22 protein-coding genes and 1 tRNA gene are annotated in these 20,700 nt (G+C 50.4%); 6 read left to right on the top strand and 17 right to left on the bottom strand.

Annotated features, from left to right (window positions below):
• Positions 1-73: 73 nt before the first annotated feature.
• Together PsB1_RS04150 and PsB1_RS04145 are read left to right on the top strand one after the other, a co-directional pair.
• A tRNA-Ser gene (locus tag PsB1_RS04150) sits at positions 74-163 on the top strand.
• A 152-nt stretch (positions 164-315) separates the two neighbouring features.
• A complete protein-coding gene (locus tag PsB1_RS04145) occupies positions 316-783 on the top strand; it encodes a Dps family protein (RefSeq protein ID WP_284359274.1) in 468 nt (155 codons plus the stop codon).
• Between the two features lie 171 nt (positions 784-954).
• Here PsB1_RS04145 and PsB1_RS04140 read toward each other — a convergent pair whose 3' ends face one another.
• The 4 genes from PsB1_RS04140 to PsB1_RS04125 all read right to left on the bottom strand — a co-directional run bounded on the left by PsB1_RS04140 (position 955) and on the right by PsB1_RS04125 (position 5,666).
• Positions 955-2,490 carry a cryptochrome/photolyase family protein gene (locus PsB1_RS04140; protein WP_284359272.1) on the bottom strand — a complete coding sequence of 512 codons (1,536 nt, stop codon included), beginning with the start codon at positions 2,488-2,490 and terminating at the stop codon, positions 955-957.
• A 118-nt stretch (positions 2,491-2,608) separates the two neighbouring features.
• Positions 2,609-3,367 (bottom strand): uroporphyrinogen-III C-methyltransferase, encoded by a 759-nt coding sequence (gene cobA, locus PsB1_RS04135; protein ID WP_284359271.1) that lies wholly within the window; start codon positions 3,365-3,367, stop codon positions 2,609-2,611.
• A complete protein-coding gene (locus PsB1_RS04130; protein WP_284359270.1) occupies positions 3,364-3,990 on the bottom strand; it encodes a DUF934 domain-containing protein in 627 nt (208 codons plus the stop codon). The genes cobA and PsB1_RS04130 overlap by 4 nt, the downstream gene beginning before the upstream one ends.
• Positions 3,991-3,992: 2 nt before the next feature.
• Positions 3,993-5,666 carry a nitrite/sulfite reductase gene (locus tag PsB1_RS04125; RefSeq protein WP_284359269.1) on the bottom strand — a complete coding sequence of 558 codons (1,674 nt, stop codon included), beginning with the start codon at positions 5,664-5,666 and terminating at the stop codon, positions 3,993-3,995.
• 263 nt (positions 5,667-5,929) lie between these two features.
• On the opposite strand from PsB1_RS04125, the gene PsB1_RS04120 reads away from it, so the two are divergent.
• From PsB1_RS04120 to cysN, 3 genes are read left to right on the top strand one after another with little or no spacing between them, the layout of a single operon-like run.
• Positions 5,930-6,700 carry a phosphoadenylyl-sulfate reductase gene (locus PsB1_RS04120; protein WP_284359268.1) on the top strand — a complete coding sequence of 257 codons (771 nt, stop codon included), beginning with the start codon at positions 5,930-5,932 and terminating at the stop codon, positions 6,698-6,700.
• The gene (cysD, locus tag PsB1_RS04115) at positions 6,700-7,608 is read left to right on the top strand and encodes a sulfate adenylyltransferase subunit CysD (RefSeq protein ID WP_284359267.1); all 909 of its coding nucleotides are present in this window, start codon (positions 6,700-6,702) and stop codon (positions 7,606-7,608) included. Before PsB1_RS04120 ends, cysD begins: the two co-directional genes overlap by 1 nt.
• Positions 7,608-8,876: a sulfate adenylyltransferase subunit CysN gene (gene cysN / locus PsB1_RS04110; RefSeq protein ID WP_284359266.1), complete on the top strand. Its 1,269-nt coding sequence runs from the start codon at positions 7,608-7,610 to the stop codon at positions 8,874-8,876. Before cysD ends, cysN begins: the two co-directional genes overlap by 1 nt.
• A 105-nt stretch (positions 8,877-8,981) precedes the next feature.
• Here the strand turns inward: cysN and PsB1_RS04105 are convergent, their stop codons facing one another.
• The 5 genes from PsB1_RS04105 to kefF all read right to left on the bottom strand — a co-directional run bounded on the left by PsB1_RS04105 (position 8,982) and on the right by kefF (position 14,025).
• Positions 8,982-9,554: a hypothetical protein gene (locus PsB1_RS04105; protein WP_284359265.1), complete on the bottom strand. Its 573-nt coding sequence runs from the start codon at positions 9,552-9,554 to the stop codon at positions 8,982-8,984.
• Between the two features lie 49 nt (positions 9,555-9,603).
• Positions 9,604-10,272, bottom strand: coding sequence for a glutathione S-transferase (locus PsB1_RS04100; protein ID WP_284359264.1), 669 nt, complete (start codon positions 10,270-10,272; stop codon positions 9,604-9,606).
• 37 nt (positions 10,273-10,309) lie between these two features.
• Complete coding sequence (locus tag PsB1_RS04095; RefSeq protein WP_284359262.1) at positions 10,310-11,518, bottom strand: threonine ammonia-lyase; 1,209 nt, start codon at positions 11,516-11,518, stop codon at positions 10,310-10,312.
• A gap of 73 nt (positions 11,519-11,591) precedes the next feature.
• On the bottom strand, positions 11,592-13,496 hold the full coding sequence (locus PsB1_RS04090) for a monovalent cation:proton antiporter-2 (CPA2) family protein (protein WP_284359261.1): 1,905 nt from the start codon (positions 13,494-13,496) through the stop codon (positions 11,592-11,594).
• Positions 13,489-14,025, bottom strand: a complete 537-nt coding sequence (kefF, locus tag PsB1_RS04085; protein WP_284359260.1) for a glutathione-regulated potassium-efflux system oxidoreductase KefF — start codon at positions 14,023-14,025, stop codon at positions 13,489-13,491. The genes PsB1_RS04090 and kefF overlap by 8 nt, the downstream gene beginning before the upstream one ends.
• 258 nt (positions 14,026-14,283) lie before the next feature.
• On the opposite strand from kefF, the gene PsB1_RS04080 reads away from it, so the two are divergent.
• Positions 14,284-14,841, top strand: a complete 558-nt coding sequence (locus PsB1_RS04080; protein ID WP_284359259.1) for a DUF2939 domain-containing protein — start codon at positions 14,284-14,286, stop codon at positions 14,839-14,841.
• 190 nt (positions 14,842-15,031) lie between these two features.
• Here PsB1_RS04080 and PsB1_RS04075 read toward each other — a convergent pair whose 3' ends face one another.
• The 8 genes from PsB1_RS04075 to PsB1_RS04040 form a co-directional block, all read right to left on the bottom strand.
• A complete protein-coding gene (locus PsB1_RS04075) occupies positions 15,032-15,502 on the bottom strand; it encodes an SRPBCC domain-containing protein (RefSeq protein ID WP_284359257.1) in 471 nt (156 codons plus the stop codon).
• A 64-nt stretch (positions 15,503-15,566) separates the two neighbouring features.
• On the bottom strand, positions 15,567-16,094 hold the full coding sequence (gene ahpD, locus PsB1_RS04070) for an alkylhydroperoxidase, AhpD family (protein WP_284359256.1): 528 nt from the start codon (positions 16,092-16,094) through the stop codon (positions 15,567-15,569).
• Positions 16,095-16,213: 119 nt separating this feature from the next.
• Complete coding sequence (locus tag PsB1_RS04065; RefSeq protein ID WP_284359255.1) at positions 16,214-16,762, bottom strand: peroxiredoxin; 549 nt, start codon at positions 16,760-16,762, stop codon at positions 16,214-16,216.
• 266 nt (positions 16,763-17,028) lie between these two features.
• Complete coding sequence (gene dnaQ, locus PsB1_RS04060) at positions 17,029-17,763, bottom strand: DNA polymerase III subunit epsilon (RefSeq protein WP_320412716.1); 735 nt, start codon at positions 17,761-17,763, stop codon at positions 17,029-17,031.
• Positions 17,756-18,376, bottom strand: a complete 621-nt coding sequence (gene coaE / locus PsB1_RS04055; RefSeq protein WP_284359254.1) for a dephospho-CoA kinase — start codon at positions 18,374-18,376, stop codon at positions 17,756-17,758. Before coaE ends, dnaQ begins: the two co-directional genes overlap by 8 nt.
• Positions 18,373-19,218, bottom strand: coding sequence for a shikimate dehydrogenase (gene aroE / locus PsB1_RS04050; protein ID WP_284359253.1), 846 nt, complete (start codon positions 19,216-19,218; stop codon positions 18,373-18,375). The genes coaE and aroE overlap by 4 nt, the downstream gene beginning before the upstream one ends.
• Positions 19,215-19,802 carry a Maf family protein gene (locus PsB1_RS04045; protein WP_284359252.1) on the bottom strand — a complete coding sequence of 196 codons (588 nt, stop codon included), beginning with the start codon at positions 19,800-19,802 and terminating at the stop codon, positions 19,215-19,217. The genes aroE and PsB1_RS04045 overlap by 4 nt, the downstream gene beginning before the upstream one ends.
• Before the next feature lie 2 nt (positions 19,803-19,804).
• Entirely contained in the window at positions 19,805-20,626 is an 822-nt protein-coding gene (locus tag PsB1_RS04040) for a pyruvate, water dikinase regulatory protein (protein ID WP_284359251.1), read from the bottom strand.
• Positions 20,627-20,700: the final 74 nt, after the last annotated feature.

Below are 20,700 nucleotides of genomic sequence, written 5' to 3'. Positions count from 1 at the left end.
CTAATCCATCTTGGCCTAAATGCATTGATGGCTTGCTTCGTGCGCTACGATGTTTATACCCGCGCCTTCGGATGGGCAGGTGGCCGAGTGGTTGAAGGCGCACGCCTGGAACGCGTGTATGGGTGCAAGCCCATCGAGGGTTCGAATCCCTCTCTGTCCGCCATTATTTTCGTATAAACATGGTGCTTACTGCTTTTTCTGACTAACAAATCGCTATCCAATCCAACTATCCTTTATATATTCCCTTAAAATGCCTTCTTTTTTGCCGGTCACCCCCTACGTATGAATAGCGATAATTTACTGGAAAAGACGATAATGGAACCAAATACTGGTATTGCAGGAGAGGGGCGGCATGCGATTGCAGATGCGCTGGCGCAAGTATTAGCTGATTCCTATAGTCTTTATCAAAAGACCCACTTGTATCATTGGAATGTGCAAGGCCCCCGCTTTAGCGCGTTGCATCAGCTGTTTTCGGACCAATATTTAGAGCTTTGGAATGCTTTAGATGAGATGGCAGAGCGTATACGTGCCCTAGGCGTCTTCGCGCCGAGCCATGGGCAATTGGCCGCCCGTACAAAGATCCCAACACCCAATGATATCAGCGTCAGTGAAGACGCCATGCTCAAAGCACTGTTAGAAGGCCAAGAAATAGTGGTGCGCTCTGCCCGCTCGGCTTTGAAATTGTCCGCCGAGCTCGGGGATGATGCAACAGCTGATTTGATGACGCAAAGATGTGCAGCAGGCGAGAAAGCGGCTTGGATGCTACGTGCGCATCTTAGCTAGAGCCAACTAACTTGAGCATGTTATAAGTGCGGCACTCTTCAAAGTGCTTAGCCATTCGGGCAACGCGATGAAAAGCGTGGCCCAAGCCAGAGATCTGTTCAAAATTGAGATTATCACGCTAAGCCTTGACGATGAAGTAACACAAAGATTTAGGGTGCGAGATGCATACCCCTATAAGGTCCCCGCAGTCATCGCAGCTATGATTTGTTCTGTATCCTGACTGATGTGCCCCTTGCGCGCGCTATCCATCTTCCGCCACGTAGCATAAACTGGGCCCATACGCGGATTTCGGCCAAGTTGATCTTGGTGCCGGCCTATAAAGTCCCAATACAGTGGGTTAAAGGGGCAAGCATGCGGCCCGGACTTTATCTTGGGATCATAGACGCAAGTGGCGCAATAATTCCCCATTTTATGAATGTAAGATCCACTGGCCGCATAAGGCTTTGTCGCCAAGATGCCGCCATCGGCAAACAGGGCCATGCCGATTGTATTGGGTGCTTCCACCCACTCAAACGCATCCGCATAGACACTCAAATACCATAAATGAACTTCATGAGGGTCAAGCCCTGCCAACAAAGCAAAATTTCCCGTCACCATCAGCCTTTGAATATGATGAGCATAAGCATGGATCTTGGTTTGCCCAATGACAGCCCGCATGCAGGCCATTTTGGTTTCACCGCTCCAATAAAAAGACGGCAGAGGGCGCGAGGCACCAAAATGGTTGAGCTTTGTATAGTTTGGCATGTTCAGCCAATAAATACCGCGAACAAACTCACGCCAGCCAATGATCTGGCGGATAAAGCCTTCCACTGCCGCAAGTGGGGCGCGGCCGCAAATCCATTCTTGCTCAGCTCTGCGGCACAAATCGAGAGGGTCCAACAGCCCGACATTGAGATATAAAGCCAAAACCGCGTGGTTCATAAATGGTTGATCTCGCTGCATCGCATCTTGGGTCGAGCCAAACTGGGGCAGATTGTTCTTTAAAAAGTGGTCGCGAGCTTGCTCTGCCTCTTTTGCCGTGGTGGCAAACCAAAACGGCGCATTATCGCCAAAATGATCGCCAAATCTTGCATCCACCAGTTTCAGCACTTCTTCTGTCCGAGCACTTGGGGGAAACCGCAAAGGTGCCGTCATCCATAAATCGGGCTTAGCTGGCCGCCGATTTTCCGCATCAAAATTCCAACGCCCTCCAGCAGGCTGATCACCGTCCATTAAAAGGCCGGTTAAGCGGCGCATATCGCGATAAAAATACTCCATCACCAAGCTCTTGCGACCCTGCGCCCACGCGACAAATCGTGGCCGATCACAGATGAAGCGGTTATCGGGTAAAAGTCGGATCGGAACGTCGCACGTTTCCAGCCACCCGCGCTGCATCTCCAATACTCGCCATTCGGACGCCTCGGTCAGCACGACATGATCAGGCTTGTGGCGTTCTAAGGCGCGCATCAACTCGCCCGTGAAAGTGCCACAATTACCCAGTTTATCAAGCTTCACATAATCAACGAAGAAGCCACGGGCCGCCAATTCATCGCCGAAAGCACGCATCGCCGAGAGAATGAATGAAATCTTCTTTTTGTGATGGCGGACGCTTTGCGTCTCAGAATCAACCTCAACCATCAAAATGACATCTGTCTCTGGATCAGCACCCGCAAGCACAGATATCTTATGCGTGAGTTGATCGCCCAAAACGAAGCGCAGGTTTTTCATCACAGGGGGGACCGCTGCATCATCTAGAATGATGTAGAGCCCATTTTAGCTTTTGGGAATCCAAAAAACAGTATCAGGACAAATGTCCGCACTGGGATCTTAGCTCAACAGGAATACATTATTTAGTCTGGTGGCGTTGAAGTGGTGCCGATACATAAGCGACATCCCTTTGCGCAAAGACATCTCCCAACAGGACTAATATCGGTCCTTCACCCAAGCCTTCGCGGAGGTCAGGCATATCCTGTAAGCATCCAAACACCTGCACGCTATCAGGCCTTGAAACATCTTGGGCCAATGCGACTGGGCAATTGGCATTGAGGCCATGGGCCAGCAAAGTATCGCGAACCGCTACTGCGTCCCCTGCACCCATATAAAGAACTGCAGTATCAGCCGCTGCTGCGGCCTTCGCCCAATCACTGGTAGCCCTGCCACCGCGAGCCACGCTAGGGGTCACAAAGGTGACCGAACGGGAAAGCCCCCTTTGGGTTAAGGATATGCCCAGTTCTGATGCCGCTCCAAATACAGCAGAAATACCAGGTACGATTGACAGCGAAATGCCAGCTTTCTGGCAGGCTTGTATTTCCTCATACGCGCGACCAAACAACATTGGGTCGCCGCCCTTAAGTCTGACAACGATGCGATGCTTAGCAGCTGAAGTAACCAATAAACGATTAATCAAGGCCTGATCCATCGAGACCTGCCCGCCACGCTTGCCGACATTAAGCTTTTTTGCGTGTGGAGCTAGGTCCAAAATCTCTGCACCCACCAAAGCGTCATAGACAATAAGGTCAGCCTGTTCGAGTAAGCGTGCGGCACGCAGGGTAAGGAGGTCGGCGGCACCAGGGCCAGCGCCCACCAGATAGACATGACCCGTCACGCTGCCACCCTATGAGGCAACACCCCATCGGCCAGCACAAAGGCGCGACCATCCGCCCCCCATTGATAAACAGCAGGGAAGCATTTTAACGCCGTTTTCGCCCACACACCATCCTGATCGCCGCGCAAGGCAAAGCCATCAAACCCACACCGCGCCATGGCAAAGATTTGATCGATCAGCACATCTCCAACCGCGCGCACTTCACCGCTAAAGCCCAAGCGGGTGCGCAGAAGCGTGGCGATTGAATAGCCGCGACCATCGCTAAACTTTGCAAACTCAACCGCGATCATTGCTACTCCTGCTAGTGCTCCTTTTAAGCGCATGGGGTCATCTGTCGGCATCAAGTTCAAACCAATCGGACCCAGGGTCAAACGCTGATCACGCTCAAAGGGGCTAAACTCAAGCCATTGGTCTAAACATATTAATGGCCCATGTTCCCAAATCGAGACGCTGGGCGCTTCGGGTTGTTTGACATTAGGGCGAATGAAACTGCGCACATCGCCCTGCCCCGCATTTACAATCGCCATATCCGGTAATGGGTTGGGAGGTGGCGCAGACCGAAATGCCCCTTTGGGAAGCGGTAAAATGTGCGCCTCTTGGCCTTTTACGATCTTCAGTAACATGTTCATATCACCTGTTGCTCATGGTCTAGGTCATGATTGAAAGCGGCATCGTGAAAGGCAGATTTGCCGAGGCGCTCAACGGCATCGATAAAAGTCTCGCCATTTTGACGTTTGTTCAGATAAAAATCGGTGAGGCGCTCTAGGGTTGGTGCCACTTGTTCACGGGGAATGGCTTTGCCGATGATTTGGCCAAGAGACGTTTTGGTATCCGTGCGGCCACCCAATAAAATCTGGTACCATTCTTCGTCATTTTTATCGACGCCAAGGATGCCTATATGGCCAACATGATGGTGGCCGCATGCATTGATGCAGCCTGAAATTTTGATGGCAAGTGTACCAATATCGCGCTCTTTGGCGGCAAGTCTATCTTGCACAGCCGCAGCAACAGGGATGGATTTCGCATTGGCTAAGGCACAATAATCACCACCTGGACAACAGATGATATCGGTTGCAAGACCGACATTTGCTTCGGCTAAACCCAACTCGCCCAATGCTTGCCAGAGGGCCCAAAGGTCGGCGCGCGCGACATCGGCTAAAATCAGATTTTGGTGGTGTGAGACCCTAATTTGTCCGAAGGAATAAAGATCGGCCAGCTGTGCAATCGCGTCCATCTGATCGCTTGTAGCGTCGCCAGGCGCTTGGCCTTGTGGTTTAAGGCTAATGGTGACAGCGCCATAATGGGGGTGTTTGTGCTTGGCAACATTGCGCTTGACCCAAGCATTGAACCGGGGATCGGCAATCCTTTGGCTGGCTTCATCGTGGTCTGAGGCCGCGTGGCTTTGATAAGGTGGCGGCGCGAAAAAGGCCGTCATCCGATCTAATTCTGCGGCAGGCAGGGTCGCAGGACCACCTTGGAGGTGGATAAACTCCGCCTCTACTTCTTCACCAAATGTTTTTGCACCAAGAGCGTCCACCAAAATCTTGATACGTGCTTTATAGATGTTATCGCGCCGACCCCAGCGATTATAAGTTCTCAAAATAGCTTCGGTGTAGGTCAACATGTCACGCCAATGCAGACCAGACTTGATCACTTGGGCGATGCGGGGGGTGCGGCCTTGACCACCGCCGACCTTGACCGTTAAGCGAACTTCGCCTGCTTCATCGCGATACACATCAAAGGCTAAGTCATGGACTTCACTGGCGGCCCGATCTTCAGCTGCGCCATTAAAGGCGACTTTGAATTTGCGGGGTAGAAAGGCAAATTCCGGATTAAGCGTCGACCATTGACGCATCAGCTCGGCCAAAGGGCGTGGGTCCACCCGTTCATCGGGGGCAACACCTGCAAAATGATCAGTGGTCACATTGCGAATGCAGCTGCCACTGGTTTGAATGGCATGCATGTGAACGCGCGCCAAATCGGCTAAAATCTCTGGTATCTGTTCCAGCTTTACCCAATTGAATTGGATGTTTTGTCGTGTGGTAAAGTGACCGAACCCACGATCATATCTGCGGCCAATGGTGGCAAGCATGCGCAATTGCTGTGAGGATAACAGGCCGTAAGGAATTGCAACCCTCAACAAGGGGGAATGGCGTTCAATATAAACACCATTTTGTAATCGTAGTGGCTTAAACTCATCTTCCGATAAGTAACCCTGCACGTAACGCCCAGTTTGATCCGCGAACTGGCGTACCCTAGCATCGACGATGCTTTGGTCGATCGCATTATATAGATACATGTGATCCCTTAAAAGTCACAATCTATCTGGTTTGGTGCAGGCATGAACAATGCCAATCGTCTTAAGATATTTATTAGTTCTTCTGAAGAACGTCCGAAGCTTTGGCAATTCAGAGGGGAAATATAGATTTGCTAATAGCAAACCTCAGCTACAATCCGTCGCATTAAATCCCAAGTCCTTGTAGGGGCAAGCCCCGAAAGCATTGTCTTTAGCGTCTCATCTATAGCAACTTGATGATTGGCGTATTGCATAGGGGTTAATTGGTGGTACAGCAGTCAATCACTCGTGCGCCATCACACCACGACAGAGTGCGCCATCACGTTGAATTGCCCGAAATACTTGCAAGCAAAATTACAAAGCTTGAGGCAAGTTTGCGTTCCATATGTGAATATGATGGTGGCAATGTGGTCTTGGCAACTTCTTTTTCCGCCGAAGACATGGTGCTGACAGACGCCTTGGTGCGCTGGGATTTGCCAATTGGATTAATCTCGCTTGAAACCAAACGACTTCACCCTGAAACCCAGACCATGATCGCGCGCACACAGGAACATTATGGTATTAAAGTCGATGTTTATGAGCCTGAGCCTAATGCTGTGGATGAATATGTCACAACCTACGGTCTAAATGGCTTTTATGACAGTTTGGAGGCGCGGCGCGCGTGTTGCGATTTTCGCAAATCTCAGCCCCTTAGACGCGCTTTAATTGGTCGTTCAGCCTGGATAACCGGGCAGCGCCGCGAACAATCCCTAACACGACGCCAACTGGCTGAACGCGAAATCGATGCCACCCATAACATGATCAAATACAACCCCTTAGTAGAATGGCTTTGGACGGATGTTTTAGATTATGTTGAACTATATCGCCTGCCCATCAATCCACTTTATGCCCGTGGCTATGTCTCCATCGGTTGTGAGCCGTGCACGAGAGCGCTGCGTCCCGGCGAGCACCCACGCGCTGGTCGCTGGTGGTGGGAAAGCGCGACCACCAAAGAATGTGGCCTTCATCAAAATCTTAGCCCGGTGGACACTGAATAATGACCCATGCTTGGCGTTTATCGCATTTAGACCGCTTAGAATCAGAAGCCATTTATATCTTGCGTGAGGCTGCAGCCCAAAGCGAGCGTCCTGCGTTATTGTTTTCAGGTGGCAAGGACAGTGCGGTCTTGGTGCATTTAGCCAGGAAGGCCTTTTATCCTGAGAAATTGTCCATCCCGCTTTTACACATTGATACAGGCCATAACTTTGAAGAGGTCATCAGCTTTAGGGATAAAGTGGCACGCTCGTTCCAAGATCAGCTGATTATTGCTTATGTTGAGGAGTCAATTGCCTGTGGCAGCGTCAGATTGCCATCCCCAATGGCGAGTCGCAATGGGGCGCAAGCCGTTACCTTGCTTGAAGCGATTAAACAATATGGATTTGACATGCTTTTAGGCGGGGCGCGGCGGGATGAAGATAAAGCCCGGGCCAAGGAACGTGTTTTTAGTCACCGTGATACCTTTGGGGCTTGGACACCCAAATCCCAAAGGCCTGAATTGTGGGACATCTATAATGGTCGGCTCCATGCTGGCGAGAATTTTCGCGTATTTCCTCTCTCTAATTGGACAGAAATAGATATTTGGTCCTATATAGTTTGCGAACAAATTGCCTTGCCCGATTTGTACTTTGCCCACAAGCGAGCCGTGTTCAAGGATGGTCCGCTCTGGCGCCCTGTAACACCGCTAACCCCTCTTCCATTGGGCAAAAAGGCTGAAACACTCAGCGTGCGCTTTCGCACTGTTGGAGACATGACCTGCACCTGCCCGGTAGAGAGCGAAGCAAGCGATGCCGCCGCCATTTTGGCTGAAACGCGACTTTGCACACTCTCGGAGCGCGGAGCCACAAGGATGGATGATAAAGTGAATGATGCCGCTATGGAGCGTCGCAAAAAAGAGGGGTATTTTTAATGTCAATGAGCCAATCCAAACTTGTTCGCTTCGTAACGGCAGGGAATGTCGATGATGGAAAATCGACTTTGATTGGCAGGATTTTGCATGATTCCAAAGCACTCTTGTCTGATCAAGTCCAATCCATCGTTAATGCGCGCTTCGGGCGCGCGGATGCGGGAGAAATGGACCTAGCCTTCTTGACGGATGGGCTGGAAAGTGAGCGCGAACAAGGCATTACCATTGATGTTGCTTACCGCTATTTCACCACGCAACGGGCGTCTTTCATTGTCATTGATGCGCCGGGGCATGAGCAATACACACGCAATATGGTCACAGGGGCCAGTAATGCGGATATAGCCGTGGTTTTGGTTGATGCCTCCCGGATTCATCAAGGGCATTTAAAGGTACAAACCCGCCGCCACGCCACGATTGCTCACATTTTAGGCCTAAAAATTGTTTTTGCCGTCAACAAAATGGATTTGATTGATTGGTCCCATAGTCATTATCAGCAAGTTGAAGCCAGCCTCATCCGCCTATCCAGGACGTTGGGAATTGAAGATATTGATATCGTTCCTATCAACGCGCGTTCTGGTGACAATGTGGTGCATCAAAGCGCTGTCCCATCTTGGTATCAGGGCCCTTGCTTACTTCAAATTCTTGAACAGCAAGATAAAGCAACCGACTTTGCTGATCTACCGTTTCGCTTTCCGGTACAAAGGGTTGTGCGAACCAATGGCCACACCTTGGCCGCCAAGCGCGGTTATGCTGGACGCATTGCTTCAGGCCAAATTAGACTGGGAGATGAAGTATGTGTTGCGACCAGTCAACAATGCTCCCGCATCGCAAAGATCGAAACCTATGATCAGATCCTGACGCATGCGCAAGCCGGCCAATCGATCACGCTTTACACTCAAGATGATTTGGATATTGCGCGCGGTGATTGCTTGACCTCATCTGATGCGCGGGTCACCAATCTTGTCGTTGCAGACTTATGCTGGCTGGATGATCAAGCTTGGCAGGATCAGCAACGCTATATTCTGCGACAAGGTACAGCGTCCACACCTGTGCGTATCCAAACTGTTCTGCACGTGCGAGATATGCACGATCTCTCACAAGTTCGAGGTGAGCAGGCCTTGGCGCAAAATGACATCGCTTTGGTTAAGTTACAAACCCAGAGCCCAATTATAGCAGACGAATTTGCCACCAATCCTAAACTTGGGGCCTTTATTCTGATTAATGTCGATACCAATCAAACCGTTGCAGCAGGTATGATACGAAACAGTTGACCTAGGCTGTTTTCGGGTAAACCTGACGGCAATGGGTCATCAATCGGCATTCTAATGTATGGGCTGGCTGCATATCAAACCAAAACCGAGCCTGAAAGGTGCTAACTATATCTCCTCCATTAAACGCCATTGATTGAACACATCCTGCTGTCGGTCATCAAGGCGGGGCGGGGGTGTGATACCTCCACTTAAAATCCAAATATAACGGTCAGAAATCGCAATGATATTGGCCTGATTTTTGGCCAAACGGCTTGATTCAACACCATTTTCTACTCCTAAGTGGGTAAACTCGCGTTCCAACCACATGCCTGATGGATCAAGCCGTTTGGTGCGCAGAACAAGAGTTCTTGAAGGCCCGCTCTTTGGATATTGTGACCCGATCTGCCAAATATCGAAGATTTTTACCCCTAATTGGGGAAGTTCAACTGGTTCGACCCCTTTGGCGGGTAAAGCGATAGCCCGGTAAAGCTGGGCTGGCCGCACAACAGCCAAGTCATTGCTGGTGCGCACACAACCTTCTAACCGCAGCCAAACCACATCCTCACCTGCCGAAAAAAGAGGCGCTAAAGCCGATGTGGAGACCCCACCCAAATCACCGGAAGCAGCAGGCGTTTTGGCCTTCGCGCAAGCGGACAGGAGAGCGAAGGGTAACGCAAAAACCAGGGTGCGTCTTTTCATCATCCCCTTGATACGCAGGCCATCACTGATTGGTTGCAAGCGCTAATCATCAGGCTTCGTCGGTTTCTGTGATTATCCAAGTCTCTTTGCGCGCCGCAGCTTCCCACGCGCGAAAGGCAGAGTCGCTGAAAACCGTTTGGCACCAAGCTTCAACCGGGGCGGAAACCTTGACATTATAGGTGCGCACACGCGTGGCTATTGGAGCAAAAAATGCGTCCACAATCGTGGGATGGCCAAAGATCCAAGACGCTTGCCCGCCGCCAAATCGAGTAATCAGACTTTGGAGCAGGGCGTCGAACCGGTCGATTTGGACTTGGGTTTCCGCGCTAATGCTATGATCGCGCTTCACCCTTTTGATATTCATCGGCAAGGCTTTTCGAAGGGCACTAAAGCCTGAATGCATTTCCGCGACCGCAGAGCGCGCTAAAGCGCGTGCGATGCTAACTTCTGGCCAAAGCTTGGCCTCTGGCGCTTGTTCATGGGCCCATTCACAAATGGACACGGAGTCCCAAATCCGCTCACCTGACGCCAATTCCAAAACTGGCACAGTGCCTGTTGGGCTGACCGCTAGAATGTCAGGATTTGGCCCAAGCCCACGCGGGCCTAAAGGAATGATTTGTTCCTCAAAGCGAATATCGGCCCAGCGCAAGGCAAGCCATGGGCGCATCGACCAACTTGAATAATTCTTGTTCCCGATGGTTAAAGTCGGCAATGTCATGATTGAGTTCCAATGAAAAAATGCGCCTCGGATGATGCTAAATTGACCTTGGCGGATAGCCAGAGGCAATCAGCGCATCAATGATTTCTTGGGTATGACGCAGGTCGCGTGTCTCCATCAAAATATCAAACTCAGCACCTTTTGCAGGCACATCCAACGCCAAACGATTATGGGCCACTTCTAATATATTCCCACCCAAATCCCCAATGATTTTGGACACCAACGCCAACAGGCCCGGCCGATCATCGCCAACGATGCGCAAACTCACGATACGCTTCTCGCGCACCAAGGCCCGGGTGAGCACCGAGGCGAGAAGGCGTGAGTCAATATTGCCACCACAGAGCACGATTCCGACTTTTTTACCGCTAAAGCGTTCCGGATACGCTAACAATGCGGCTAGGCCAGCGGCTCCCGCCCCTTCAGCTACGGTCTTTTCAACATTACAAAAAAGGGTGATGGCTTGCTCTAGATCATCTTCATCTACCAAGAGAACATCGCGGACCAATTCCTTGGCAATCTCAAGACCCAAGCGGCCAGCCTGTTTAACCGCTATACCTTCAGCGATGGTTTGCCCACCACACAGCGGGCCAGGCTCTTTGCCCGCAAGCTCTGCCTGCATAGACGGAAACATCCGGGTTTGAACGCCAACAAGCTCTATGTCATTTTTCATGGCGCGTGCAGCAACGGCAATTCCGCCGATCAAGCCACCACCGCCAATGGGCACCACCAAGGTTTCCAAATGCGGCGCATCTTGGAGCATTTCTATCCCAATCGTGCCTTGGCCTGAAATCACATCCGCATCGTCATAAGGATGCACGAAAGTTAGGCCTTCGCGATCCTTCAATTGATAGGCAAAGGTGGTGGCTTCAGACAGGCTTTCCCCATGCAGGATCACCCGTGCGCCATGCTTTCTGGTATGTTCCACCTTGGTAAATGGTGTACCCAAAGGCATCACGATGGTGGCAGGAATGTTTAAACGTGCCGCGTGATAAGCGACCCCTTGAGCGTGGTTGCCTGCAGACATGGCGATTACGCCATTGCGTTGTTCCGTCTCGGTTAGAAGCAAAAGCTTATTGAGGGCACCGCGCTCTTTAAAGGCTGCGGTAAATTGAAAATTCTCGAATTTAACCCACACCTCCGCGCCGGTTATTTCGGACAATGTTTTCGACATTAAAAGCGGTGTACGAACAATTCGGCCTTCTATGCGGGCGGCAGCAGCGGTGATGGTATCTAATGTGACCAGCATGAGGATATAAGACCTTTAAGAAATGTACCGCCAAATTGGGGTGCAGCGTCTTTAGGCTGGAGATGGCTTAGGATCAATCAGACTTTGCTTTAGCAGCTAAGGCACGTTCAAAGGCTTCACGCTCCAACGTTTCTTCACCCCATTCATCGCCATCGCTTTTTCCCAGCAAAGCAACCATATCCCGCTTGAGTAATTCTTCCTCCAGCGCTGTTCGATCGCGAACGATGCGCTGATAATCGGCAAACTCAACCCGTTGCCAGTCTTCAAACATCAATTTCAAGACGCGCTCATCATAGCGGGTGAAAATTTGGCCCGCGCGCTCTGCCGCAAAGGCGGATTTGCCCATCATCATTAAGGATTTCACACCTAGGCGTACAGCGGCCGCAAATGTCTCACGCTCCAACCCATCAACTTTTTTGGCCATCAATTGAAAGGCGTGACGTCGATCAATCGCGCGCGCTAAGATTTTTAAATTGGGAAAAGCTTGGCGCGCCGTTTCAACAAGCTCTAAAGCCTTTTCATCTTGATCAATGGCAATAATCAGGAGCTTGGCATCGTGAGCGCCGGCTAAGCGCAGGAGGTCAAGACGTGTGGCATCGCCAAAATTCACCTTTCGGCCAAAACCGCGTAATACATCAACTTGATCGGCATCATGTTCCAACACGCTGATTTTATAGCCATAAGCACTGAGCATACGCCCTACAATTTGGCCAAATCGGCCATAACCAGCGACAATAATATCGGGATGGCCTTCTTCAATTTCAGGCACACGCGGCTCATGCGTTCCTGCCTCCACGTGCGTCATCGCCCAATCACCGGCTATCAACAACAGTGGTGTCAGCGCCATAGAAAGCGCAACTACTAATATTAGGGGCGCACTCACCGATGCTGGAATAACCCCTACCCCTTGCGCAAAAGCAAAGAGCACAAAGGCAAACTCACCCCCTTGCGCCAAACCCAACCCTATCAGCGCAGCATCACCAAATTTATGCCGAAAAATGCGTGCGACTCCAAACATCACCATGGCCTTGACCACAATCAAGGCCGCCACCAAACCTAAAATCAATAGGGGTTTGGCTAATAAGAGGGCGAAATTGATCCCGGCCCCGACCGAAATGAAAAAAAGGCCCAAGAGTAAGCCGCGAAACGGGTCGATATCGCTTTCAATTTGGTGGCGAAACTCACTATCCGCGAGGACAACGCCCGCGACAAAAGCCCCTAGAGCTGGCGAGATACCGACCAATTGCATCAAGAGCGCGACACCCACGACCAACAAAAGCGCAAATGCTGTCAGAATTTCATGCATGCCAGACGTGGCAACCCAACGAAACATTGGCCGCAACAACAATCGACCTGCCACAACAATCGCGCCAACCGCCAACACAACAGCCAATCCTTGAACCCAGTTTGGATAGGCCGCCAATGCGCCTTTTGCTCCAACTTGGTTCCCATCAAGAGCGAAAGTTGCCAACAGTGGAAAGAGTGCCAACATCGGAATGATGGCAATGTCTTGAAACAAAAGGACTGAGAAACTAGCTCGTCCGGCTTGGGTTCCAGCAATGCCTTTTTCACGTAATGACTGGAGAACAATCGCGGTGGAAGAAAGCGAAAGCGTTAAACCAATAGCAAAGGCGACTTGCCACTTAAGCCCAATTGCTATGCCAAGACCTGTGATCGCGGTCGCAGTCGCCACAACTTGTAAACCGCCCATGCCCAAAATCGCGATACGCAATCGCCATAACAAGCTTGGCTGCAATTCCAGCCCGATCAAAAACAACATGATCACCACGCCAAACTCGGCGGTATGCATCATGTTTTCAGGATCTCCCACCAGATTTAGGACATAAGGTCCAATCACCGCGCCTGCGATGAGATATCCCAACACCGAACCTAACCCAATCCGCTTAGCAATCGGAACCGATACCACCGTCGCAGTCAAATAGACAAAGGCTGATTGCAAAACATGAGCATCAGCCATGGGTGAGCCCCTTTAATCGATCGCAAAACCTGGTCGCCGCCTCTTCCAAGGTCTGTTCGGACGCTTGCCTACTGGCATGAAAAACGAAAGGTGGCTGCCATACACAATGACATAAAAGGGCGGTGGCTTGGAACGGGCGTAACAATTCATCCATGGAAAATCTATTGCGACCATCAGAACAATAAGAAGTCGCTGGCCCGCCAGTGGTGATCGCTTGCGTCCAGGTTTTGCCTGCTAAAGCCTTACCCCCTTCGCCATAGGCCCAACCATAATCCAACACAACATCAAGCCATTCTTTGACCAAGGAAGGGGCCGAATACCAAAAAAACGGGTGCATCATCACAATATGATCATGGGTCACCAATAAATCTTGCTCTGCCTCCACATCGATCAAAAAGTTTGGATATGCTTCGTAAAGATCGTGCAGGGTTACTTGTTCCATACTTTCTGCGACTGTACGTAACGCTCGGTTCGCGCGGGATCGCGCATAAGATGGATGAGCAAAAAGGATCAAAATAGTATCTAGCACTCATTCCCTCTATCATCGCTGATCGGCAGCAGGATAAGTCATGTGAATACCTAGCCCATTAGACAAGATAAACAACCAAGTAAGCTTGCCATGACTAGTTTGGCGTGTTTGAACAGTAGAGAATGGATATAGCTAGCCCGCTGTGGTTAGGTGCTTTACATTCTCATTTGACCCTAGTTCGGGCACGCACAAAGGTCTAGTTGTCTTTTCGTGGTATGAGAGACATCAAAAGGCTTATCGTGAGAAAGGGACTTTGACATGCGGCTTTTTGCAAGAATGGGACTTGGGCTTTTGTTGGGATCATGTGCCAGCATTTCTGATCCCACTGGCGCTGGAGCAGATGTGCTCGCCTTAACCACTGCGCTACGCGATCGCGATCTTCCAGCCATAGAAGCTCGTATTGACCGACCCGCCCTTAAGGCACAGATCACCGGAATCGTGCGGGCAATGGCCGCGAAGGAAATCTCTGAACGAACCGGCGGTGGTGCTGCTGGAAATGTGTTAGGACTTATGGGTGCAGATCTAGCCAATCCGCTCTTAGAAAACATAGCCAATCAGGCTTTAGAGCCGGCTGTTCTGGCTGACCTTGCGCGCCGCACAGGCTTAACCCCAGAAACCGTTTTACCTAGCCGCACAGCGACCGCTTTAGGGATCAAGAAATTGGCGGATGGTCGCGTCTGCGCTCCAGACCGTAAAACAAACGTCTGTATTCTGTTTTTTGGCCGTTATCCCACGGGTTGGAAACTCAATGCAATCAATGAAAGTGCCATGCGCGCACGTTTGAGTGCACCAAAGCCACCCAGTATCGTCAAGTGATAGCTGAATTGGGACTTTGATTTCTCGTCTATGCCTAAGCAATAAAGCTGTGGTGTCTAGATCACGCTTAGATCAATCCATGAAGTTGACTTGCACTCAATGCCTAGACTGGTTTCCTTCAGGCTTGCAGGCCAATTTTGCAAGAAAGACCCAAATGAATTTAGCCGTCGCAAGACAAGTGCTTAGGGTGTTACGAACCAAGACTGGCGGCCAAACCGTCGAGTTGATCGGCCGCAGCATTCCAGCCTGCTTCAAACCCCATGGCGCGATGTTGCTGTGCGGCCTCCACACTCCAATGCCTTGCACCCCATTCCATTAATGTGCCCCCATCCGGCGCATCGCTTAACAGGACATAGCCCGTCATAAAGGGTGGTTTTGAGCTTGGAATCCAATCACCCACATAGGCATCGCTAAAGACTTGAGATACTCCGTCTCTAACTTCTAAATATTGGCCGTGGATTTGGTTTTCCTCCCCATTGGGGCCATTCATGACAATAGTCGATTTACCACCTGGCCGCACATCAATGGTAGCCAAACTTACCCACCAAGGCTTAGGACAATACCATTGCTTCAACAAGTCACCCTCACTCCAACAGCGCCAAACCTTGTCACGGCTGGCCTTTAGCTGGCGGTATATGGTGAGGGTTGTGGTATCAGACATAGCGCAATTTTAATCAATTTTGTCCGACAACACAACCAGCATGCCTTGCGGCTCATCCATGCATTTATGCCCCCGCTTGAGCGCGCAGGATGGCACTAGCAGCTGCCACAACCGCAGCGATCCGCAAGGCCGCTTGAATAGAGAGGGCTGGAACCGCGTGTTTTTTCAGTTCAACTTCATGGCTATCCAAACACATGCCACAGCCGTTGATCGCGGAGACCGCTAAGCTCCATAGCTCAAAGTCGGCTTTATCAACACCGGGGTTGGCGAGCACATTCATGCGCAGGCCCGCGCGAAGCGTCTGATATTCTGAATTTGTCAACAGATGCAGCGCACGATAATAGACATTATTCATCGCCATAATCGCTGCGGCTGAGCGAGCTGCGCTGATCGCCGCGTCGCTCAGATGTATTGTAGCCTCTGCTTCAAACGCTTTGACGACGGAAGGTTCGCCGACAGCCAGCGCACTGGCTAAAAAGCAGCCCCACTTTTGTTGGTCGTTCAAGGTGGTTTCATTGGCAAGTGAGCCCAGATTGAGGCGGATATCTTTGGCGAATTCTGGAATTTGTTCGCGCAAGGCTTCAAGTGACATCACAATTTCCTTTTATCATTCATAAGCTTCGATGGAAACTAACGGTCCATAACATATTTGTCTGTCATGATAGTCATGGGTGGCGCGCCACAGAAATGGCCTATAGCGCGCCATAATTCTTAAAGGACCGCGCCACCTGCAGGGCGGTTGCAGGGGCATAATTCATCGGTTTGAAAACCATCTAACAAGCGCAAAATCTCATCAGGATTACGCCCGACATTTAGATTATTCACTGAAGCATGTTGGATCACATTATTGGGATCAACCAAGAAAGTCGCGCGCAATGCAACGCCAGCAACTTTGTCGCGTACACCAAGACCATCTACCAATGCGCCAGTAGTATCCGCAAATGCATATTGCTTCATGTTGGACAAATCAGCATGTTCACGCCGCCAAGCGAGCTTACAAAACTCATTGTCGGTAGAACCGCCCATGACAACACAATCGCGGTCGCTAAATTCGTTGACCAATCTGTCAAAACCCACAATTTCTGTTGGACAAACGAAAGTGAAGTCTTTTGGATAAAAATAAATCAGCTTCCACTTACCTTCAAAGCTCTTGTCGGTAATGTCAAAGAAAGCGCTATCGCCATTTTCTTCATGGGTTCTAAAACCTGGTTTTACTCCGGTTACAGTGAATTCAGGAAGTGTATCGCCAACGGTGAGCATGATGATCTCCATAACTGCAAGAACCATTTCTGCAGATTCAGACTAAATAGAGTGCGAAATTCAAAATGGCTAATTGATTTACAGATTATTTTCTATAGGTTTAATCTATAGATATCTGGCCAAAGGTACAGATTCCCCAAGCTCACCATCACCCCCTATTTGCCAGTGAAAGCGTAATTTGGGGGTGCCATTCTAAACAATATCGTGATTTGGTCTTGATTTATCAAACCATTTGTCACGCTGGGCATATAATCATCTATCCTGGCCTAATCAGGTGTTACACGAAGTCTGCTCCATACAGTCTCTGGGCCAATGCTGAGTAGGAAAGCGGCATGGGCTTGGTGCTCTTCAGGCGTCGATAGCGGTTCTAGCGGTTTGGGCCGCACCCGGGTCTGGCGGGGTTGGGGGGCTTCCAGCGGGCTGTTTTGGCGCGTCTGCGACGGCTTTGCTGCTTCGATGGGATCGAGAAAGTTGAGACGCCGCTCGCGGCCCCCCTTTAATTCCAAATAGACAGCGGCCAATAATTGGGCATCGAGTAAAGCGCCATGCTTGTCGCGACTGGATAGATCGATGTTTAAACGCCGACATAAAGCGTCCAAAGAGGCGGGCGCGCCAGGATATTTTTTGCGTGCAATTAAAAGCGTATCAACACAGCGCTCTTTGGCAATGGTCGGACGACCCAAGCGCGCTAGCTCACCGTTTAAAAACCGACGGTCAAATTCAGCATTGTGAGCAACCAAGGGCGCATCACCAATAAAATCTAACAATTCATCGACGACTTCTGGTGCCCCAAACACTGGTTTATCGGCCAGAAGCTCAGCCGTCAGACCATGCACACGCACAACTTCGGCCGGGATATCGCGTTCAGGATTAACATAACGGTGAAACGTAAGCCCGGTTGGCACCAGATCTATTAATTCAACGCATCCGATTTCAACGATGCGATCACCACGCTCTGGATCTGTTCCGGTGGTTTCGGTATCAAAAACGATTTCACGCATGATCGGGCTCAGAATTGGTTTGCGGGCTTTGCACCAAAGCTTGATAGACTTTGCCAACTTGTTTGCGCGCTTCTTCAAGACCTACACTGGTATCGATGACAAAATCTGCGCGCGCAACCTTCTCTGAGTCGGGCATCTGGCGCGCCACTATAAAATTAAATGTCTGATGACTCATGCTCTGGCGGGCCAAGACACGCGCTTTTTGAACATCTGGCGGGCAGGTGACAACGACAATCGCGTCCATTTGCTGATCCTGACCCGTTTCAAACAAGAGGGGAATATCTAACAGAACCATTGGGACACCATTTTGGCGGGCTTGATCTAGAAACTGCGCGCGATCCTCCCCCACTAAGGGATGTACAATTGATTCAAGCTTTTTCAGTCTATCAGGGTGCTTGGAAAGCGTATTCGCAAGGAGGACGCGATTGACGCCGTTTTCATCGATCACATCTGGAAACAAGGCTTTAAGCGGCGATATGGCCGCGCCACCAGGACTATAGAGCTTGTGGACCACTTCATCGGCATCCCAAACAGGCACCCCTAGTGCTTTAAACATTAAAGCCGTTGATGACTTACCCATGCCGATTGAGCCAGTAAGCGCGACGATTTTCATAACTTCATCGCCCCTTCGAGCGTCGTTAGTCCCGAATGAAGATCGGGCCGCACTCCAAACCAAATCTCAAACGACAATGCACCTTGTCCCACCAACATGCCAATGCCGTTAAAGCTGCGTCTTTTAACGGCTTCTGCAGCTTCTATAAACGCAGTCTTTGCTGGCGCATAAATCGTATCATAAATGATGGCCTCTGGCGCAAGCTGAGCAAAATCAGGGCTGAAGGGCGAGAGCCCATTCAGGCCTTGGCTGGTGGCATTAATTACAAGACTTGCCCCAGCCAAAAAACTCGGAAGGTCGGCCCACGACCCGATTTGGATCGGATAGGGCTGAAATGCCTGAGCAGTCTCTTCAGCGCGCACCTGATCGCGGTTGATCACAATGATGGGGCGCTTGAGTATTGTTGTCAGGGCAGAAAGGATGGACCGCGCGGCACCACCCGAACCTAACACGATCACAGGGCCATCAAGATCGCGCCAATCTGGGGCTCGGGCGTCTAAATCCGCGACCAAGCCTGCGCCATCGGTATTATCCCCATGCACTTGGCCTGTTTTTAAAGTCAAGCAATTGGCGGCTTTGATGCGCGCAACAATTTCCGATTGAGTCGAAGAAGCGGCAGCCGCGCGCTCCTTAAAGGGGGTGGTGACATTAAGACCGCGAAAATCGCTAGCGGCAAGGCCTGCTAAAGCTACCTCAAAGCGCTCTGGTGCAATTTCAAGTGCCACATAGGCAGCATCAAAACCGTGGCTCTCGATCCAAGCATTGTGCAAAATCGGCGATAAGGAATGGCGGACAGGGTGGCCCAAAACCCCATATAGCGCGGTGGATGCTTTGATCATCATGTTTCAATTTCGCCATGTTGACGTAAAAAATCCATGATTTCCAATAATGGTAGACCTAAAATTGAAAAATAATCCCCTTCAACTTGAGAAAAGAGTTGTGCACCCGCCCCCTCAAACTGATAACAGCCTACACTTGATAGCACTTGTTCGCCGTGTTCCTTAAGATAAGATTCTAAAAAAGCATCCGAAAATGAGCGCATGCTGAGTTTTGGGCTCTTGACCAACCGCCAAATGGGCTTTCCATCTTTTGCAATAACCGCAGCACATTCCAACGTGTGGGTTTTCCCGCGAAGCAAATTTAACCGAGCATAGGCTTCTTCAAGCGTTTCCGCCTTGTCAATAGATTGATGGTTTAAAGCGAGGATCTGATCACATCCCAATACAAAGCCTTTGTGTTGTTGAGAGACTTTGGTGGCCTTGAGTTCAGCCAATTTACCGGCTTGTTGCCGGGGGCTTGCCCCCTCTGCCCGCAGGGCAAGCTTGACCGCTTCTTCATCCACGCCAGCACCGATGACTTCAAAGCGAATGCCGGCCTGGGCTAAAAGCTGGCGGCGTATCGCACTGGTGGAGGCAAGGATCAGCATAGCTATTTAGCCGCCCGCTCTGCCAACAGGTTTAAAATCGCAGCTGAGGTTTCTTCAATCGAGCGGCGTGTGACATCGATCACGGGCCAGTTTTGTCGCTCAAATAGGCGGTTAGCATCGGTAATTTCTTCACGTACTGCATCCTCATCCACATAATCGCTTTCTGCATCCGCATGTAAGGATAGGAGGCGATTGCGGCGAATGGCGATTAGGCGATCAGGAGAAATGCGCAGTCCCACCACCAAAGGCTTTGTAAGATCTAATAAGGCCTGCGAAATGGGTGCTTTGGGGACCAGAGGAAAATTAGCTGTACGTATTCCCCGATTAGCCAGATAAATTGAGGTGGGTGTTTTGGAGGTCCGGCTAACACCAACCAGTATAACCTCGGCTTGATTAAACTCATGGGTCATTTGGCCATCATCATGGGCCATAGTAAAATTAAGGGCATCGATCCGGCGAAAATAATTCTCATCCAGTGTTTGTTTGGAGCCCGTTTTTTCACCTGCGCGTATTTTTAAATGATGTTCCCACATTGTTAACACCTGATCGAGCACTGGCAAAGTGGGTATGCCCAATAACTTACAATGATCCTCCAAAACATCACGTAATTCATGAGCTGCAATGGTGAAAAGCACCACACCTGGAAAGGATTCAATCTCAGCCAAAACCCGATCTAATTGGCGCCGTGACCGCACCAAATAATAGGAATGTTCTAAAGGCGTTACGCCCTCAAACAAGGGTGCGACCGCGCGAACAATCGCATTTAAAGTCTCACCCGTTGAGTCTGAGACCAAATGCACATTAAGAAAAGTTGAAGGGCGCATGCTTATCGTGTGACTGAGCGTGCGTGTAGGATCAAGAACTTCAAGCAGGGATCAAAATCATGGGCGGCTTGGCC

This window comes from Candidatus Phycosocius spiralis, from assembly GCF_030158815.1.
Lineage (GTDB): Bacteria > Pseudomonadota > Alphaproteobacteria > Caulobacterales > Aquidulcibacteraceae > Aquidulcibacter > Aquidulcibacter spiralis.
The sequence above is the reverse complement of the archived record's forward strand: the minus strand, read 5'-3'. Positions and strand labels throughout refer to the sequence as shown.

Bases quoted from the DNA above. Each gene is read 5' to 3' on its own strand.
- PsB1_RS04145 (WP_284359274.1), top strand. From the start codon at position 316: ATGGAACCAAATACTGGTATTGCAGGAGAGGGGCGGCATGCGATTGCA.
- PsB1_RS04140 (WP_284359272.1), bottom strand. From the start codon at position 2,490: ATGAAAAACCTGCGCTTCGTTTTGGGCGATCAACTCACGCATAAGATA.
- PsB1_RS04130 (WP_284359270.1), bottom strand. From the start codon at position 3,990: ATGTTACTGAAGATCGTAAAAGGCCAAGAGGCGCACATTTTACCGCTT.
- PsB1_RS04125 (WP_284359269.1), bottom strand. From the start codon at position 5,666: ATGTATCTATATAATGCGATCGACCAAAGCATCGTCGATGCTAGGGTA.
- cysD (WP_284359267.1), top strand. From the start codon at position 6,700: ATGACCCATGCTTGGCGTTTATCGCATTTAGACCGCTTAGAATCAGAA.
- cysN (WP_284359266.1), top strand. From the start codon at position 7,608: ATGTCAATGAGCCAATCCAAACTTGTTCGCTTCGTAACGGCAGGGAAT.
- PsB1_RS04105 (WP_284359265.1), bottom strand. From the start codon at position 9,554: ATGAAAAGACGCACCCTGGTTTTTGCGTTACCCTTCGCTCTCCTGTCC.
- PsB1_RS04100 (WP_284359264.1), bottom strand. From the start codon at position 10,272: ATGACATTGCCGACTTTAACCATCGGGAACAAGAATTATTCAAGTTGG.
- PsB1_RS04095 (WP_284359262.1), bottom strand. From the start codon at position 11,518: ATGCTGGTCACATTAGATACCATCACCGCTGCTGCCGCCCGCATAGAA.
- PsB1_RS04090 (WP_284359261.1), bottom strand. From the start codon at position 13,496: ATGGCTGATGCTCATGTTTTGCAATCAGCCTTTGTCTATTTGACTGCG.
- PsB1_RS04080 (WP_284359259.1), top strand. From the start codon at position 14,284: ATGCGGCTTTTTGCAAGAATGGGACTTGGGCTTTTGTTGGGATCATGT.
- PsB1_RS04075 (WP_284359257.1), bottom strand. From the start codon at position 15,502: ATGTCTGATACCACAACCCTCACCATATACCGCCAGCTAAAGGCCAGC.
- ahpD (WP_284359256.1), bottom strand. From the start codon at position 16,094: ATGTCACTTGAAGCCTTGCGCGAACAAATTCCAGAATTCGCCAAAGAT.
- PsB1_RS04065 (WP_284359255.1), bottom strand. From the start codon at position 16,762: ATGCTCACCGTTGGCGATACACTTCCTGAATTCACTGTAACCGGAGTA.
- dnaQ (WP_320412716.1), bottom strand. From the start codon at position 17,763: ATGCGTGAAATCGTTTTTGATACCGAAACCACCGGAACAGATCCAGAG.
- coaE (WP_284359254.1), bottom strand. From the start codon at position 18,376: ATGAAAATCGTCGCGCTTACTGGCTCAATCGGCATGGGTAAGTCATCA.
- aroE (WP_284359253.1), bottom strand. From the start codon at position 19,218: ATGATGATCAAAGCATCCACCGCGCTATATGGGGTTTTGGGCCACCCT.
- PsB1_RS04045 (WP_284359252.1), bottom strand. From the start codon at position 19,802: ATGCTGATCCTTGCCTCCACCAGTGCGATACGCCGCCAGCTTTTAGCC.
- PsB1_RS04040 (WP_284359251.1), bottom strand. From the start codon at position 20,626: ATGCGCCCTTCAACTTTTCTTAATGTGCATTTGGTCTCAGACTCAACG.